The organism is Nocardia sp. NPDC052001 (assembly GCF_040680615.1).
GTDB lineage: Bacteria > Actinomycetota > Actinomycetes > Mycobacteriales > Mycobacteriaceae > Nocardia.
Genome location: NZ_JBFAXC010000003.1, coordinates 770,777 through 784,660, shown reverse-complemented (window position 1 = coordinate 784,660; position 13,884 = coordinate 770,777). Strand labels below are relative to the sequence as shown.

At 66.6% G+C, this 13,884-nt stretch carries 14 protein-coding genes; 5 read left to right on the top strand and 9 right to left on the bottom strand.

What is annotated here, in order from left to right:
• Nucleotides 1-102 precede the first annotated feature (102 nt).
• Entirely contained in the window at nt 103-924 is an 822-nt protein-coding gene (locus AB0L82_RS18955; protein ID WP_364637495.1) for a crotonase/enoyl-CoA hydratase family protein, read from the top strand.
• Between the two features lie 33 nt (nt 925-957).
• Here AB0L82_RS18955 and AB0L82_RS18950 read toward each other — a convergent pair whose 3' ends face one another.
• The 9 genes from AB0L82_RS18950 to AB0L82_RS18910 form a co-directional block, all read right to left on the bottom strand.
• Nucleotides 958-2,739 (bottom strand): ABC transporter ATP-binding protein, encoded by a 1,782-nt coding sequence (locus AB0L82_RS18950; protein ID WP_364637493.1) that lies wholly within the window; start codon nt 2,737-2,739, stop codon nt 958-960.
• A 211-nt stretch (nt 2,740-2,950) separates the two neighbouring features.
• Nucleotides 2,951-3,721 (bottom strand): SDR family oxidoreductase, encoded by a 771-nt coding sequence (locus tag AB0L82_RS18945; protein WP_364637491.1) that lies wholly within the window; start codon nt 3,719-3,721, stop codon nt 2,951-2,953.
• Nucleotides 3,718-4,428 carry an acetoacetate decarboxylase family protein gene (locus AB0L82_RS18940; protein WP_364637489.1) on the bottom strand — a complete coding sequence of 237 codons (711 nt, stop codon included), beginning with the start codon at nt 4,426-4,428 and terminating at the stop codon, nt 3,718-3,720. Before AB0L82_RS18940 ends, AB0L82_RS18945 begins: the two co-directional genes overlap by 4 nt.
• 96 nt (nt 4,429-4,524) lie before the next feature.
• Nucleotides 4,525-6,132 carry an acyl-CoA synthetase gene (locus AB0L82_RS18935; RefSeq protein ID WP_364637487.1) on the bottom strand — a complete coding sequence of 536 codons (1,608 nt, stop codon included), beginning with the start codon at nt 6,130-6,132 and terminating at the stop codon, nt 4,525-4,527.
• 13 nt (nt 6,133-6,145) lie between these two features.
• Nucleotides 6,146-7,402 (bottom strand): hypothetical protein, encoded by a 1,257-nt coding sequence (locus tag AB0L82_RS18930; RefSeq protein WP_364637485.1) that lies wholly within the window; start codon nt 7,400-7,402, stop codon nt 6,146-6,148.
• Nucleotides 7,396-7,944: a nuclear transport factor 2 family protein gene (locus tag AB0L82_RS18925; RefSeq protein ID WP_364637483.1), complete on the bottom strand. Its 549-nt coding sequence runs from the start codon at nt 7,942-7,944 to the stop codon at nt 7,396-7,398. Before AB0L82_RS18925 ends, AB0L82_RS18930 begins: the two co-directional genes overlap by 7 nt.
• 10 nt (nt 7,945-7,954) lie before the next feature.
• The gene (locus AB0L82_RS18920; RefSeq protein WP_364637481.1) at nt 7,955-8,158 is read right to left on the bottom strand and encodes a ferredoxin; all 204 of its coding nucleotides are present in this window, start codon (nt 8,156-8,158) and stop codon (nt 7,955-7,957) included.
• A 2-nt stretch (nt 8,159-8,160) separates the two neighbouring features.
• The gene (locus tag AB0L82_RS18915) at nt 8,161-8,964 is read right to left on the bottom strand and encodes an SDR family oxidoreductase (RefSeq protein ID WP_364637479.1); all 804 of its coding nucleotides are present in this window, start codon (nt 8,962-8,964) and stop codon (nt 8,161-8,163) included.
• The gene (locus tag AB0L82_RS18910) at nt 8,964-10,166 is read right to left on the bottom strand and encodes a cytochrome P450 (RefSeq protein WP_364637477.1); all 1,203 of its coding nucleotides are present in this window, start codon (nt 10,164-10,166) and stop codon (nt 8,964-8,966) included. The genes AB0L82_RS18915 and AB0L82_RS18910 overlap by 1 nt, the downstream gene beginning before the upstream one ends.
• Nucleotides 10,167-10,407: 241 nt before the next feature.
• Here AB0L82_RS18910 and AB0L82_RS18905 point away from each other — a divergent pair, with 241 nt between their 5' ends.
• From AB0L82_RS18905 to AB0L82_RS18890, 4 genes are read left to right on the top strand one after another with little or no spacing between them, the layout of a single operon-like run.
• Nucleotides 10,408-11,868, top strand: coding sequence for an aldehyde dehydrogenase (locus AB0L82_RS18905; RefSeq protein WP_364637988.1), 1,461 nt, complete (start codon nt 10,408-10,410; stop codon nt 11,866-11,868).
• Nucleotides 11,869-11,879: 11 nt separating this feature from the next.
• Nucleotides 11,880-12,632, top strand: coding sequence for an SDR family oxidoreductase (locus tag AB0L82_RS18900; RefSeq protein WP_364637475.1), 753 nt, complete (start codon nt 11,880-11,882; stop codon nt 12,630-12,632).
• Complete coding sequence (locus AB0L82_RS18895; protein ID WP_364637473.1) at nt 12,629-13,504, top strand: NAD(P)-dependent oxidoreductase; 876 nt, start codon at nt 12,629-12,631, stop codon at nt 13,502-13,504. The genes AB0L82_RS18900 and AB0L82_RS18895 overlap by 4 nt, the downstream gene beginning before the upstream one ends.
• Nucleotide 13,505: 1 nt before the next feature.
• Complete coding sequence (locus AB0L82_RS18890; protein WP_364637471.1) at nt 13,506-13,865, top strand: carboxymuconolactone decarboxylase family protein; 360 nt, start codon at nt 13,506-13,508, stop codon at nt 13,863-13,865.
• The last annotated feature ends 19 nt before the right edge of the window (nt 13,866-13,884 follow it).

Below are 13,884 nucleotides of genomic sequence, written 5' to 3'. Positions count from 1 at the left end.
CCCGTGACGGCGGTCACCACAATCCAAACTAGAACACGTTATTGTTCAAGACAACGGCGCGGGGTAGTTTCGTCCCCGAATCTGCGGAAAGAAAGGTCGGCGATGACGACAGCCACCACTGAAACAAGTAGCAATACCGAGCCTCACGCTCTCGTGGAGAAGCGTGGCGGCACGCTGATCGTCACCATGAATCGCCCCACCGCCAAGAACGCGCTCACCGGCGAGATGTTGAGCATCATGACCGAGGCGTGGGAGCGGGTGGACAGTGATCCGGAGATCCGCTGCTGCATCCTGACCGGTGCGGGTGGCGCGTTCTGCGCGGGCGCGGACCTCAAGGCCATGTCCAAGCGTAACCCGAGCGACGGCATGGGCGAGGGCTCCGCGTTCGATCCGACCCGGATGCCGGGACTGCTCAAGGGCTACCGCCTGAGCAAGCCGCTGATCGCCGCGGTCGAGGGTCCGGCCATCGCGGGCGGCACCGAGATCCTGCAGGGCACCGATATCCGCATCGCCGGTGAGAGCGCCAAATTCGGTGTGTCCGAGGCGAAGTGGAGCCTGTTCCCGATGGGCGGGTCGGCGGTGCGACTGCCGCGCCAGATCCCGTACACGGTGGCGGCGGAGCTGCTGCTGACCGGCCGGCACATCACCGCGGCGGAGGCGTTGCAGCACGGGCTGATCGGGCATGTGGTGCCGGACGGGACCGCGCTGGACAAGGCCCTGGAGATCGCCGAGTTGATCAATAACAATGGGCCGCTTGCGGTTCAGGCGATCCTGAAGGTGATCCGCGATACCGAGGGCATGCACGAGGAGGAAGCCTTCAAGATCGACGCGAAGGTCGGCCTGCCGGTCTTCCGCAGCGAGGACGCGAAGGAGGGCCCGCGCGCCTTCGCCGAGAAGCGCAAGCCCAACTTCCAAGGCAAGTAAGGAGGTGGGGGGCCGCGGCCCCCAACCCACCGCTTACCGGGCGATCAATTCTTCGCCGAGGAAGCCACCCGATTGATGCCGCCACAGTTGCGCGTACGTTCCTTCCGCGCGCAGCAGCTGCTCATGGGTGCCGGACTCGACGATCCGCCCGTGATCGAGCACCACGAGCCGGTCCATACCGGCGACGGTGCTCAACCGGTGCGCGACCACCAGCGCCGTACGCCCCTCCATCAGCTCCCAGAGTGCCTGCTGCACAAGCTTTTCGCTCTCGGAGTCGAGGGCGCTGGTGGCTTCGTCCAGCAGCAGGATGGGTGCGTCGCGCAGGATGGCGCGCGCGAGCGCGACCCGCTGCCGCTGTCCGCCCGACAGTTTCACGCCGCGTTCGCCGAGCAGGGTTTCCATGCCCTGCGGTAGCGCGTCGGCGAATTCGGTGACGTGCGCGGCTTTCGCGGCGCGCAGGATCTCCTCGTCGGTGGCCTCGGGCCGGGCGAAGCGGATGTTCTCCCGCAGTGTGCGGTGGAACATGGCCGGATCCTGCGGCACATAGGCGAGCTGGCTGCGCAGATCGCTCTGCTTCAGCTTCGAGATGTCCTGTCCGCCAATGCGAATCACGCCCGCATCGACGTCCATCAGGCGCAGCAGCAACTGGGTGAGCGTGGTCTTGCCGCCGCCGGAGCGCCCGACCAGACCCAGCTTGGATCCGGCGGGCACATCGAGGTCGAGCCCGGTGAACAGCGGCCTGGCCCCCGCGTGCGTGAAGTGCACCCCGTCGAATCGCACATCGGAACCCTTGGGCCGCAGCACTTCCGGCTCGGGGTTGTCCACAACGGTGGGCGGGGTGCGCAGCAGTTCGGTGAACTGGGCGGCCTCGGTGAATGTGCTCTCCAGCCGCCGGTAGATCTGGTTGAACCGGAACATGATCCCGGTCGCGTTCCAGTAGTAGGTGAACGCCACCATGATCGCGGTGACCGAGGCGTGCCCGCCGCTGAGCCCGAGCACGATGAGCAGGCCCGCGACATTGGTGACGACCACCAGCGGCGTCACCACGGTGTCGATGCGCAGGTTGGCGTAATCCCAGGACAGCAGGGACTTTCGCCGCTGATCGAGCACCCGCCGCCGATGCTCGTCGGCTTCCTGTCGTTCGGCCGCGAAGGCCCGCACCACCTGCATATTGGCCAGGCTGTCGGCCACATGCCCGGACACCAGCGCGATGGACGCCTCGCGATCGTCGACCAGCGCCTGTCGCCGTTGGATCAGGGGCGCGATCACCAGCGCGGTGAACAGGATCATGCCGATCAACACCACCACCAGCATGGGGTCGTAACGCCACAGCACGATCGCCGCGAAGCCCAAAGGCAGTAGGGCGGAGAAGATTTCGAATGCGAAGGTGTCGACGAACTGCTCGAATCGGGTGGCGAAGCTCAGGGCCCGCTTGGTGAGCGATCCGGCGAAATTGTTGTGGAAGAACGCCGCGTCCTTGGCCAGCAGTTCGTCCATGGCGATCACGTACAGGCTTTCGATGCCGTAGGCGTCGAGCCGGTTGAGGCAGTGGATTCCGATGCGCCACAGCACTTCCGACAGCACGATCACCCCGGCGAAGGCCGCGACCAGCGGCCCGACCGTGGACAGGCTGGAATCGCCGGTGCTTGCGACCCGGCCGATCAGGATCGCGACCAGTAGTGGCGCGATGTAACTCTGGCAGACGCTGCCCAGGGCAGGGCCCAGCATTCCGCCGGTGGTCAATAGTTTTCGCCGGGCCATTTCCCGGCCGTAATATCGCAGAACCAGTTTTATCGCGGGCGCGCGCGAGCTCATCCGTCCCCTTCTCGAATGGTTTCCGAGCAGTGCAGAAGAGCTATCGTGCCGCGCGGGGGCGGGTTCCGGCCAGCGATTATTCGCTGGCCGATTGCGGTGGAGGGGCTGCTTCGTCACAGGGAAGAAGAGGCGCTGGGCGATCGCAGAGCCCCGATCGCCCAGCGCCGATTGCGGTCACCGGTCGGAGCACGAGCCGGTTTCCGCGCGACGGTTAATCCGTCGGCTTCACGGTGCGGCCCACTATCCGGCGCATGACGCCGGGCAGGAATCGCCGCATCAGGTAGAAGGGGTACGCCTGTCCGGGGAATACGAACAGCGGGCTCTTGGGCTTGGCCAAGGCTTTTTCGAGCGCGTCGATGACGCCTTCGGGGCTCATGCCACCGGTTCCGGCGAGCACCGATTCGTTCTCTTCGCGGACCTTGTCCAGGAAGGCGGTCTCCACCATGGGCGGGCACAGTCCGAGCAGCCGCACGCCGCTGTCCTGGAGTTCGTAGGCGAGACTGTCGATGAAGCCGATGACCGCGAATTTCGAGGCGGAGTAGCCCGCCATACCGGGTGAGGGCAGCCAGCCCGCGACGGAGGCGAAGAGTACGACGGTGCCGGTCCTGGTCTGTTTCATGGCCGGGATGACGGCCTGGCACAGGTTGACGGTGCCGATGTAGTTGACGTCGATCATCCGGCGGATCTGCGCCACATCATGATTCAGCGCGGAGGCGTGCACGTGGCACATGCCCGCGGCGTGCACCAGCCGGTCGATGGGCCCGAGTTCACCGCGCACCTTCTCCACCACCGCGTGCACCTGTGCGGTATCGGAGACATCGCAGGTGTAGGTGGCCATATTCGGTGAGCGCCTGGCGGTTTCGGCCAGTCCGTCGGCGTTCAGGTCGACGGCCGCGACCTTCCAGCCCGCCGCGGCGAGCCGCTGCGCGACGATGCGGCCCATTCCGCTGGCCGCGCCGGTGACGAGTGCGGTCTGGGTCATCGGGCCTCCCGGGTCGGCAGTACGGTGGTGGCGTCAGCGAAAGTCATTGCGAGCGAACCGATCCGGCTGCCGAACAGCGCGCCCCTGGGTAGGCCGAGGGCGCGCAGCTGCTGTGAGATCGGATGATTGCCGAGTTCGACGCGGACGCCCCCGGGCCGGCCGCGCACGGCGCTCGGGTTCATCACCCACGGTGTCCGGCGCAGCGTCCCATTGCGGTGGGTGTAGGCGTCGATGGACGCCCCGCCCGCGCCGCCGGGCATGGGCAGCCCGCCCGCGACCCGCATGCTGAGGACGAACTCGCCGTCGACGCGCACATCGCACAGGTGCCCGCCGCGTACCGGCATGATGTCGATATCGGCCATCAGTTTGGGGAATCCCCAAATCGACTGTCCCGCTTCGCAGGTGAAGCTTTGATTGACCGGCAGCCAGTGGATGTAGGCCCCGGTGCTGTCCTTGCGCCCGGGCTGACGGGCCATGAGTGAGAAGGCGAATTCGTGGTACGGCCCGAGATCGCCGTCGACGTATCGCACGAAGGCGAGCGAGAGGATCGCCCTGCCCAGCACGGTGACCGGTTCCAGTCCGGCCGGTGCGAGCAGCTCGCGCGCCGCCGCGGTATCGGCGAAGAACAGTGCGGACGCGGCGTCGGCATGTCTGATCTCGACCGGCATGCGAACCTGTTCACCGAGCACGGTGTGCGCCTCTGCCATGTCAGAATTAGAACAGGTTCCTGTGATATTCGCCATCGATTCGGCCAAGGTATCTCGCTGATCGGACCCTGACGTGGCATTCGCTTCCATAACCGGTTATCGCACCTCGTGCGCGGGCTCGGCCGCGGCGGCGTGCGCTTTGGCCCAGCGGTAGTCGGGTTTTCCGCTGGGGGTGCGCGCCACGGTCTCGACCACCCAGATGCGCCGGGGCAGTTTGTATCCGGCGAGATGCGACCGCACGTGCTCCTCCAGAGCCGGGAAATCGATTCCGGCCGGAGCCGACACCACCGCGCCGACCAACTGCCCCCAGCGCTCGTGCGCGATCCCGATCACGACGGCGTCGTACACCGATTCGTGCGCCTTGACCACGGCTTCCACCTCTTCGGGGAAGACCTTCTCACCGCCGGTGTTGATGACCATGTTCCCGCGCCCGATGAGCGTGATGGCCCCGTCGGCTTCGACCCGCGCCCGATCGTCGGTGATGACCATGCGCTGCCCATCCACCGTGCGGAACAGCCTGTCGGTCTTGACCGGATCCTTGTAGTAGCCGATCGGCACATTGCCGGTCTTGGCCAGCCAGCCCTCGCCGCCCGGCGCGACCGGTTGCCCGTCCTCATCGACCACCACCGCGCCGCGTCCGGTGTTCACCCGCGGCCCGCGTCCCGGGTCGTCATCCTTCTGCGCGAAACCGATTCCCCCGAAACCTGTTTCGGATGACCCGATGGACTCGGTGACCAGCGTGTTCGGGAACAGTTCCAGCAGTTCGTTTTTCACCGGCTGGGTCAACTGGGCCGCGCCGGAGCCGATGGAGAACACCGAGGCGGCGTCCACGGGTGCGGCCCGGTAGGCGTCGATGAGCGGCCGGGCGATGGCGTCGCCGGTGATGACCAGGATATTCGGCTGCTCCCGCGCCACGGTCTGCCAGATGCGCGCCGGATCGAAGCGGGGTTCGAACAGCACGGTGTTCCCGGACCAGAGCGCGGTGAAGGTGGGCATCATGGCGGCGGCGTGGATCAGCGGCGGCAGTACGAACCAGCGCAGCGGCTGTTCCAGTGCCGCACCGGCGCGGGATTGCTGATATTCGTCGGCGACCGGTTCCCCGGTGTAGAAGTCGATGCCGCCGCCGAGGACGCGCCACATGTCCTCCTGCCGCCACATGACGCCCTTGGGGAGTCCGGTGGTGCCGCCGGTGTACATGATGAACAGGTCGTCGGCGCTGCGCTCGTCGAAATCCCGTTTCGGGGACGAGTTTTCGAGTGCCTTTTCATAGGACATGGAGGCGGTGGGCAACCCGTCGCCGCCCTGATCGTCCTCCACCACGAGACTGTGCCGCAGTTTCGGCAGCTGCGGCCGGACCGCCTCCAGCAGCGGTGCGTAGCAGCGGTGGTGCACAACCATTTCCAGGTCGGCGTTGTCGTAGACGTAGCGCAGTTCCTCGGCCTGATAGCGGTAGTTGATATTGACCGGCACCGCGCGAATCTTGAAGCAGCCCAGCAGCGTTTCCAGGGTTTCGATGCTGTTGTGCATATGGAAGCCGATATGGGTGCCGGGTCCGGCCCCGGCGGCGGCGAAGTGATGCGCCAGCCGGTTGGCGCGCTCATCGAGTTCGGCGAAGGTGAGCCGCCGTTCGCCCTCGATGACGGCGAGCCGGTCGGGTACCGCGTCGGCGGAGTGTTCGTAGAGGTCGGCGAAGTTGCGGGCCATGGGCGTTCGCTTTCTACAGGACGGTCAGCGGCAGGGGGATGCCCCGGTCGGTGAAGGTGAAGGCGGCTCCGGTGCTGAAGCGGGTGATCGCGACCTCGCCCGCCTCCCGGAAGGGTGTCGCGGACAGCCCGAATTCGACGGTGAGCGCGGTATCGGTGCTATCGCGTACCCGCACCTCGAAGCGCGGATTCACACCGCGCGCAAGGGAGTTGAGCGCTTCGAGATGCGTATCGTCGACGAGCGCGGCCCAGGCTCCGTCCGCCACGGCACCGCAGTCGCGGCCGAGTCGCAGTTCCACCGTCCGCTCCCCGCCGTGCGTCTCGCTGCTCACCTCGGCGTCGACGTAGACCGCCGGGTTCAGGGCGGGGTGCAGTCGCAGCACCTTGGCCAGCGCCGCCGCGTCATCGCCGAGCCCGAGCGCGATGCGCAGCCGCTCGGCGGTGATTCCGGCGATGCCGGTGAACTGTTTGCGTGTGATGTCCAGCGCCACAACCGAATCCGAGCGTTCGGCGACCGCCCGGCGGAATCCGAGGGTCAGCAGATGCTGTTGCAGGCACACCTCGTCGGCCATCCGGATCAATGCCGATCGGGAGAAGTCCGTGAACCGCAGATCGTTCAACAGCGGTCCGGCATAGTCGTGCCGGCCATCACCATCGGAATCGATCGCCGCCAATTCCACGGTAGCCGCGTGTGTTTCGGCCAATGCCCGGGCATCGTCCGGAGCTTCGAACGGCGGCTGCGACCGATCGATGGTCACCGTCCACGCGCAGACCGGCGTCCGGTCCGCGGGCACCCGGGGCGGCCGATGCAGCGGCCGCACGCGCGCATACGGATTGGTGGCCAGCGCCGTGGCATCGAAGGTGGGGTCTTCGATGTGGTGGCACATGCCGACCACGTACTCCTCCCCCATGGGTTCGACATCGGCGAGCGCCCCGCAGTGGTCCAGGTGGAATTCGCCGTGGTCGTGATCGTGCACCCGGTACCGGAAGTCCATGAATTGCGGTGGCGCGCCGATATCGAGCTGGAAGCCCTTGAAGATGGCGTCCACCCCGTCCCCGGTGATGCCGAGGGCGTCGCGCATGCGGCGGGTGTAGATCGGCGAGGCCAGCCGCCATTCGTCGATGGCGACCCCGGTCATGCCCTCGCGCCCGAAAGCGCCGATGGCATGGGCCATTCCGGAGCGGTCGATGAGATGCCCGCACAGCAGCAGTTCGGGTACGAGAACGGCCAGCTCGCCGCGATTCAGCGAGCTGTATCGACTGTTCACCACAGTGGCGCCGGACCCTGGCCGACCGGATACCAGCCTTTGAGCGGTTCGCCCGAGACCGAGCGCTCGATCCGCTTCTGCATGCCCGAGGACAGCACCCCGCCGGAGATCATCTCCACGAAAAGCGCTGTGACATTGCCGAAGTCGAAGAAGTCGCGCTGCCAGGACCATTGCCCGTCACCCGCGTACCGGAACCAGCTGCCGCCGATGCCCTCCGGGCTGTAGGGCCGTCCGTCGGCGCGGGTCTTCTCGTTGATCTGCTTCCAGAAGCCGATGACGCTGCCGCTGCGCTCGTCGACCACGAATTCCTGATAGGGGTAGGTCCAGCCCTCGAGTCCGAACATCTCCTGTCCGAGGGCGATATCGCGGATCTCATCGCGCCCGACCGCCATGAATTCCTGGGTGGGCCCGTAGTTCCAGCCGTAGGTGGCGTCGGGGGTGTAGAAGTCGGCCAGGGGTTTCCAGTCGCCGAGCGCCTCGCAGCGCCGGTTCTCCTCCACCCAGCGGGTGATCATGTCGTCGAGTTCGGTGCGGGACCAGGCCATGAGGGTTCCTTCAATCGGCCGTGCTGTCGTCACGGAGTGCGAGCGCCTGGGTGGGGCAGTAGCGGACGGCGGTGCGGGCCGCTTCGAGATCGTCGCCGGGGTCGGCGCTGAGGATCTCGACCTGGCCCTGCTTGGGTACGCGGAAGAGCCCGGGGGCTTCGTCCTGGCAGACGGCGTGCCCCTGGCACAGGTCGATGTCGACGACGATCCGCATGGCTATTCTCCTGAATCCTTCGGCTGCTCAGGGTCTTTCAGTGGGGCTTCGGGCTGGACCTCGACCAGCACCAGGTGTGCGCCGCGCGGGGTGGACACGACGGCGACGATGGCAGCGGCGATATCGGCGGCGCGCAGGAAGTGCGGATGCCGTGCGAATCCCCATTTCACCCAGTCCTCGAGCATGGGCCCGATGACCGCCGGATCGGCGCTCATGCCCATACCCGTGAGGGTCTGGCCCGGGCGCACGATGGAGGAGCGCACGCCGGTGCCCTCGAGTTCCATCCGCAATTGCCGGGCCAGGGCTTCGACGCCCATCTTCGCGCCGTTGTACGCACCGACGCCCGGTCGCGGCCGGTCGGCGCAGTCCGAGCCGATGACGACGAAATCGCCGCGTTGCCGTTCGATCATGCCGGGGATGAGGCGGTGCGCGAGCCGTTGCGCGCCGACCAGATGCACTCGGACCTGAGACTCGAAAACCTCGGGATCCATGGCCCAGCCGGACGAGAATTCCAGGTCACCGGCTCCCGACACCACGATTTCGATTGGCCCGAGCGCGTTTTCGGCCGCCGTCACGAATTCGTCGACCGAGGCGGTATCGGCGACGTCGAGGCGGTGCGCGAAGGCTTCGCCCCCGTCGGCGCGAATCTTGTCGGCGAGTTCCTCGCAGATCTCCACCCGCCGTGCGCCGAGTGCGACGGGATATCCCAACTCCGCGAGGGCCGTAGCGGTCGCCGCCCCGATACCGGAGGACGCCCCGGCGATCAGGACCGGCCGCCGCGCCGGATGCGGTGTGAACCTTGGCATTACCGAACCTCCACTGTCACGGGCAATTTCGCGAAGCCGCGCACGTTCACCGAATGCACGCGCTCACTGCCGGGCAGCAGTTCGTACGACCGCACCCGATCGGTGAACTCGCGCAGCACGATTCCGGCCTCCAGGCGGGCGAGGTGCGCGCCGAGGCAGAAGTGCACGCCGCGGCCGAAGCTGATCAGTCCGCCCTTGTCGGCGCGGTCGATGTCATAGCTGTCCGGATCGTGGAAGGCCGCCGTATCGCGATTCGCCGAGCCGATGAGCAGCAGCACCTTCGAGCCCTGCGGAATCGTCTGCCCGTAGTACTCGAGGTCCACCGCCGCCGTGCGTGCCAGGATCTGGCTGGACGCGTCGTAGCGCAGCGTCTCCTCGACCCAGTCGTCGACCAGATCCGGATGCGCGGCGACCTTGGCGTATTGCTCGGAATGCACTCCGGCCCAGTGCAATGCGTTGCCGAGCAGTTTGGTGGTGGTCTCGTTTCCGGCGACCACCATGAGGAACATGAAGCCGATGATCTCCTCATCGGTGAGCCGATCCCCGTCGGCCTCGGCGTCCAGCAGCGCGGAGGTCAGATCCTCGGTGCGCTGTTTACGCCGTTGCGCGACCATCTCGGTGTAGTAGCCGAACAGGTGCAGCGCCGCCTCCATGGCGGGCACCGGCACATCCAGCACGCCCTCTTCGCGATGCAGCAGTACGTCCGCGAGCCTGCGCAATTCGGCGCGATCGGCGTCGGGAACGCCGAGCAGTTCGGAGATGACGTCCATGGGCAGTTTGCCCGCGACATCGTCGATCCAGTCGAAACTGCCTGCCGCGAGCGCGGGTTCGAGGTGTTGCAGGGTGATCTCGCGAATGCGATCGCTCATCTCGGTGACCCGGCGCGGGGTGAAGCCCTGGTACACGAGTTTGCGCAGCCGCAGGTGCCGCGGATCGTCCATGGCCAGGAAGGACATGGTGTGGTGCGCGTGCGGCCCCCAGGCGGCCGGATCGAGGGAGACCCCGTTGGCGCTGGAGAGGTTCACATTGTCGCGGAATCCGGCCGCCACATCGGCATGTCTGGACAACGCCCAGAAGTCCAAACTCGGATTGTGATAGAGCGGCGCTTCGGCCCGCAGCCGCTGATAGACCGGGTACGGGTCCTCATGGATGCGGTAGTCGTACGGGTCGAACAGCAGCGGCTCGACGGAGGCTGCGGTCATCGTCTCTGCACCTCGTATTCGATAACACGTTCGTCGACTCTGACGGACGGTGTCCAACCCCCTGGGACATCTGGCTGGACATGTGTCCGTACGGTACTAGCGCGGGGGCTGTCTGACAACGGGAATCGAAAATCGACACTCGGAACCAGTCTCGCAAACTGAAACATGTTCTTGCGTGTTTCCGGCGTCCGAACTTATAGTCCGTACACGTGTCCGGACAGCATGGGAGCTACCGTTGAGCCTGAGCAATCTCATTCCAGATGGCGGGTCCCAATTGCTGATCGGGGGCAAGCTCGTCCCCGGCGGGGCCGGTGTGTTCAGCAATGTCGATCCGGCGACCGGGGAGCAAATCGGCTGGGCGGCCAATGCCGACGCCACCGATATGGATGCCGCTATAGCCGCCGCCCGCACCGCCTTCGACGACACCGGCTGGTCGCGTGATCCGGCCTTCCGCGCGCACTGTCTGCGGCAGCTGCGCGATGCGCTGCGCGCGCATATCGAGGACCTGCGCGAGATCACCATCGCCGAGGTCGGCGCGCCCCGCATGCTGACCGCCGGACCGCAGCTGGAGGGACCGATCGGGGATCTCGGCTACTTCGCCGATCTGGCCGAAAGTTATTCCTGGGAGACCGATCTCGGCGTCGCCTCGCCCATGGGGATCAAGAGCAGCCGCACGCTGCGGCGCGAGCCCATCGGTGTGGTCGGCGCGATCACGCCGTGGAACTTCCCGCATCAGATCAATTTCGCCAAGCTCGGCCCGGCCCTGGCGGCGGGGGCGACGGTGGTGCTCAAGCCCGCGCCCGACACCCCGTGGTGTGCGGCGGCGGTGGGCCGAATCATCGCCGAGGAGACCGATATTCCGGCCGGGGTGATCAATATCGTCACCTCCGACGACCACGGTCTGGGGTCGCGGCTGGTCACCGATCCACGCGTGGACATGATCTCGTTCACCGGATCGACGCGCACCGGCAAAGCCGTGATGGCCGCCGCCGCACAGTCTTTGAAGAAGGTGTTCCTGGAGCTGGGCGGCAAATCGGCGTTCATCGTGCTCGATGACGCGGATCTGTCGGCGGCGGTGAGCTACGCGGCCTTCGGGGTGAGCGTGCACGCCGGACAGGGCTGCGCGATCAGCACCCGGCTGCTGGTGCCGCGCGAGCACTACGATCAGGCGGTCGAAATCGCCACGCGCGCTCTGAAAGGCATCCGGCCCGGCGATCCGAACAAGCCCGGAACCGTCTGCGGCCCACTGATTTCCGAACGGCAGCGCGCCACCGTCGAACGCTATCTGGACAGTGCGCGCAGCGAGGGCGGCACCGTTATCGGCGGTAACCGCCCAGATCGCCCCGGCTACTTCATCGAACCCACTCTCATTGCGGGCCTGACCAATTCGGCGACCGTGGCCCAGGAGGAGATCTTCGGCCCGGTGCTGGTGATCATCGCCCACGACGGTGATGACGATGCCGTGCGACTGGCCAACGATTCCCCCTATGGCCTGTCCGGAACCGTCTGGGGCGTCGATACCGAGCGCGTCCGCACCGTGGTGCGGGGCGTGCGCACCGGCACCCTGAGCGTGAACGGCGGCATCTGGTATTCCGCCGACGCCCCCTTCGGCGGATACAAGCAATCCGGTATCGGACGGGAAATGGGCATCGCCGGATTCGAGGAGTACCTCGAGACCAAACTTATCGCGACCGGCTGCTGAAGGAGCATGTCATGGCCCGATTCACCGATAGAACCGTCATTGTCACCGGAGCCGCGCAGGGTATCGGGGAGGAGTACGCCAAAGCACTCGCCGCCGAGGGCGCGAAAGTCATTGTGGCCGACCTGAACACCGAGCGCGGCACGGATGTCGCCAAGCAGATCACCGCCGGCGGCGGGACCGCGATCTTCCGCGAGGTGGATGTCTCCGAGCCCGAATCCGCGGCGGCCGTAGCCGAATTCACCCTCGGCGAATTCGGCCGCATCGACCATCTGGTCAACAACGCCGCCATCTACGGCGCCATGAAGCTGGATCTGCTGCTGTCCGTGCCGTGGGACTACTACAAGAAGTTCATGGGCGTGAATCTGGACGGCGCGCTGAATATGACGCGCGCGGTGTGGAAGCCGATGCGCAAGCAGGGCGGCGGGTCGATCGTGAACCAATCCTCCACCGCCGCATGGACGTACTCGGGCTTCTACGGACTGGCCAAGGCGGGCATCAACAGCCTCACCCAGCAGCTGGCACATGAGCTGGGCAGCGCGAACATTCGCATCAACGCCATCGCGCCCGGCCCCATCGATACCGAGGCCACCCGCTCCATCGTGCCGGAGCAGTTCGTGGACGAGATCGTCAAGGGCGCGGCCATCAAGCGCCTGGGCACCCCGCAGGATCTGGTCGGGGCCTGCCTGTACCTGCTGTCGGACGATGCCAAGTGGGTCACCGGCCAGGTGCTCAATGTCGATGGCGGAACGGTATTCCGGGCATGAGCGACACCGCGGTGGGATTCATCGGCCTGGGCAATATGGGCGCGCCCATGGCCAAGCGGCTGCTCGACTGGCCGGGCGGACTGGTGGTCTGCGATATGCGGGCGGACGCGCTGACGCCCTTCACCGACGGCGGTGCGACGGCCGCGGCGACGGCGGCCGAAGTGGCCGAGACGTGCGCCGTCATCTCGGTGGTGGTGCTCGACGACGCCCAGGTGCGATCGGTCGTCACGGGCGACGCCGGGATTCTGCGAACTGCCGAGCCGGGCACGGTGATTGCCGTGCACTCGACCATCTCCGATAAGACGGCGGTCGAGCTCGCGGCCGAATGTGCCGAGCACGGTGTGGAATTCGTCGATGCCCCGATCAGCGGCGGCGCACCCGCCGCGCAGAAGGGCGGACTCGCGATCATGGTGGGCGGCAGCGAGACCGCCTTCAAGACCGTGCGCGCCCCCTTCGCCAGTTTCGCCTCGCTCATCGTGCACGCGGGCGAGGTCGGCGCGGGCACCCGAATGAAGCTGGCGCGCAACCTGCTCCACTTCATCGCCTTCACCGCCGCCGCCGAATCGCAGCGGCTGGCTGAGGCCGCGGGACTCGACATCACCGAACTCGGCAAGGTGGTGCGGCATTCCGATTCGCATACCGGCGGTCCGGGCGCGATCATGTTGCGCAACACCACCGCACCGGTCGCCGCGGACGATTTCTGGTTCCCGATCCTGACCCACGTACGTGATCTCGGCGAGAAGGATCTCGCCCTGGCCCTGGACCTCGGCCGCCGGCTCGGCGTCGACCTACCGCTCGCCGATCAGGCGCTCGGCGGACTCGGTGACGGTCTCGGCGTCGGCCGTGGCGCAATCGCAAAGGAGCAGTGGTGAAATGACCGATGAACGCAGAGAACGCGGTCTGAAGAAGATGAGCGAGGTGTACGGCTGGGAGTTCCAGGACGGTCCGGGCGTGCACTTCGGCGTCACCGCCGATCATCTGTTCGCCGATATCTGGTCGCGTCCGGGACTGTCCATTCGCGATCGGCGACTGCTGCTGCTGGGCGCGGTCACCGCGCAGGGCCTGTTCGATATCGCGGAGATCCAGGTCGGCGCGGCACTGCGCAATGACGAACTGGACGAGGAGCAGTTGCACGAGATCGCGCTGTTCCTGTGCCACTACGTGGGCTGGCCCGCGGGCACCACCCTCGACGGCGTCGTCGGCAAGGCCGCCAAGGCGCATAAGAAGCAATAGCCCTCCACCAGTTAGGAAT

Excerpts from the sequence above, each read along its gene's own strand:
- AB0L82_RS18940 (WP_364637489.1), bottom strand. The coding sequence starts at position 4,428 with ATGGCAGAGGCGCACACCGTGCTCGGTGAACAGGTTCGCATGCCGGTC.
- AB0L82_RS18955 (WP_364637495.1), top strand. The coding sequence starts at position 103 with ATGACGACAGCCACCACTGAAACAAGTAGCAATACCGAGCCTCACGCT.
- AB0L82_RS18945 (WP_364637491.1), bottom strand. The coding sequence starts at position 3,721 with ATGACCCAGACCGCACTCGTCACCGGCGCGGCCAGCGGAATGGGCCGC.
- AB0L82_RS18890 (WP_364637471.1), top strand. The coding sequence starts at position 13,506 with ATGACCGATGAACGCAGAGAACGCGGTCTGAAGAAGATGAGCGAGGTG.
- AB0L82_RS18910 (WP_364637477.1), bottom strand. The coding sequence starts at position 10,166 with ATGACCGCAGCCTCCGTCGAGCCGCTGCTGTTCGACCCGTACGACTAC.
- AB0L82_RS18900 (WP_364637475.1), top strand. The coding sequence starts at position 11,880 with ATGGCCCGATTCACCGATAGAACCGTCATTGTCACCGGAGCCGCGCAG.
- AB0L82_RS18920 (WP_364637481.1), bottom strand. The coding sequence starts at position 8,158 with ATGCGGATCGTCGTCGACATCGACCTGTGCCAGGGGCACGCCGTCTGC.
- AB0L82_RS18925 (WP_364637483.1), bottom strand. The coding sequence starts at position 7,944 with ATGGCCTGGTCCCGCACCGAACTCGACGACATGATCACCCGCTGGGTG.
- AB0L82_RS18915 (WP_364637479.1), bottom strand. The coding sequence starts at position 8,964 with ATGCCAAGGTTCACACCGCATCCGGCGCGGCGGCCGGTCCTGATCGCC.
- AB0L82_RS18895 (WP_364637473.1), top strand. The coding sequence starts at position 12,629 with ATGAGCGACACCGCGGTGGGATTCATCGGCCTGGGCAATATGGGCGCG.
- AB0L82_RS18950 (WP_364637493.1), bottom strand. The coding sequence starts at position 2,739 with ATGAGCTCGCGCGCGCCCGCGATAAAACTGGTTCTGCGATATTACGGC.
- AB0L82_RS18935 (WP_364637487.1), bottom strand. The coding sequence starts at position 6,132 with ATGGCCCGCAACTTCGCCGACCTCTACGAACACTCCGCCGACGCGGTA.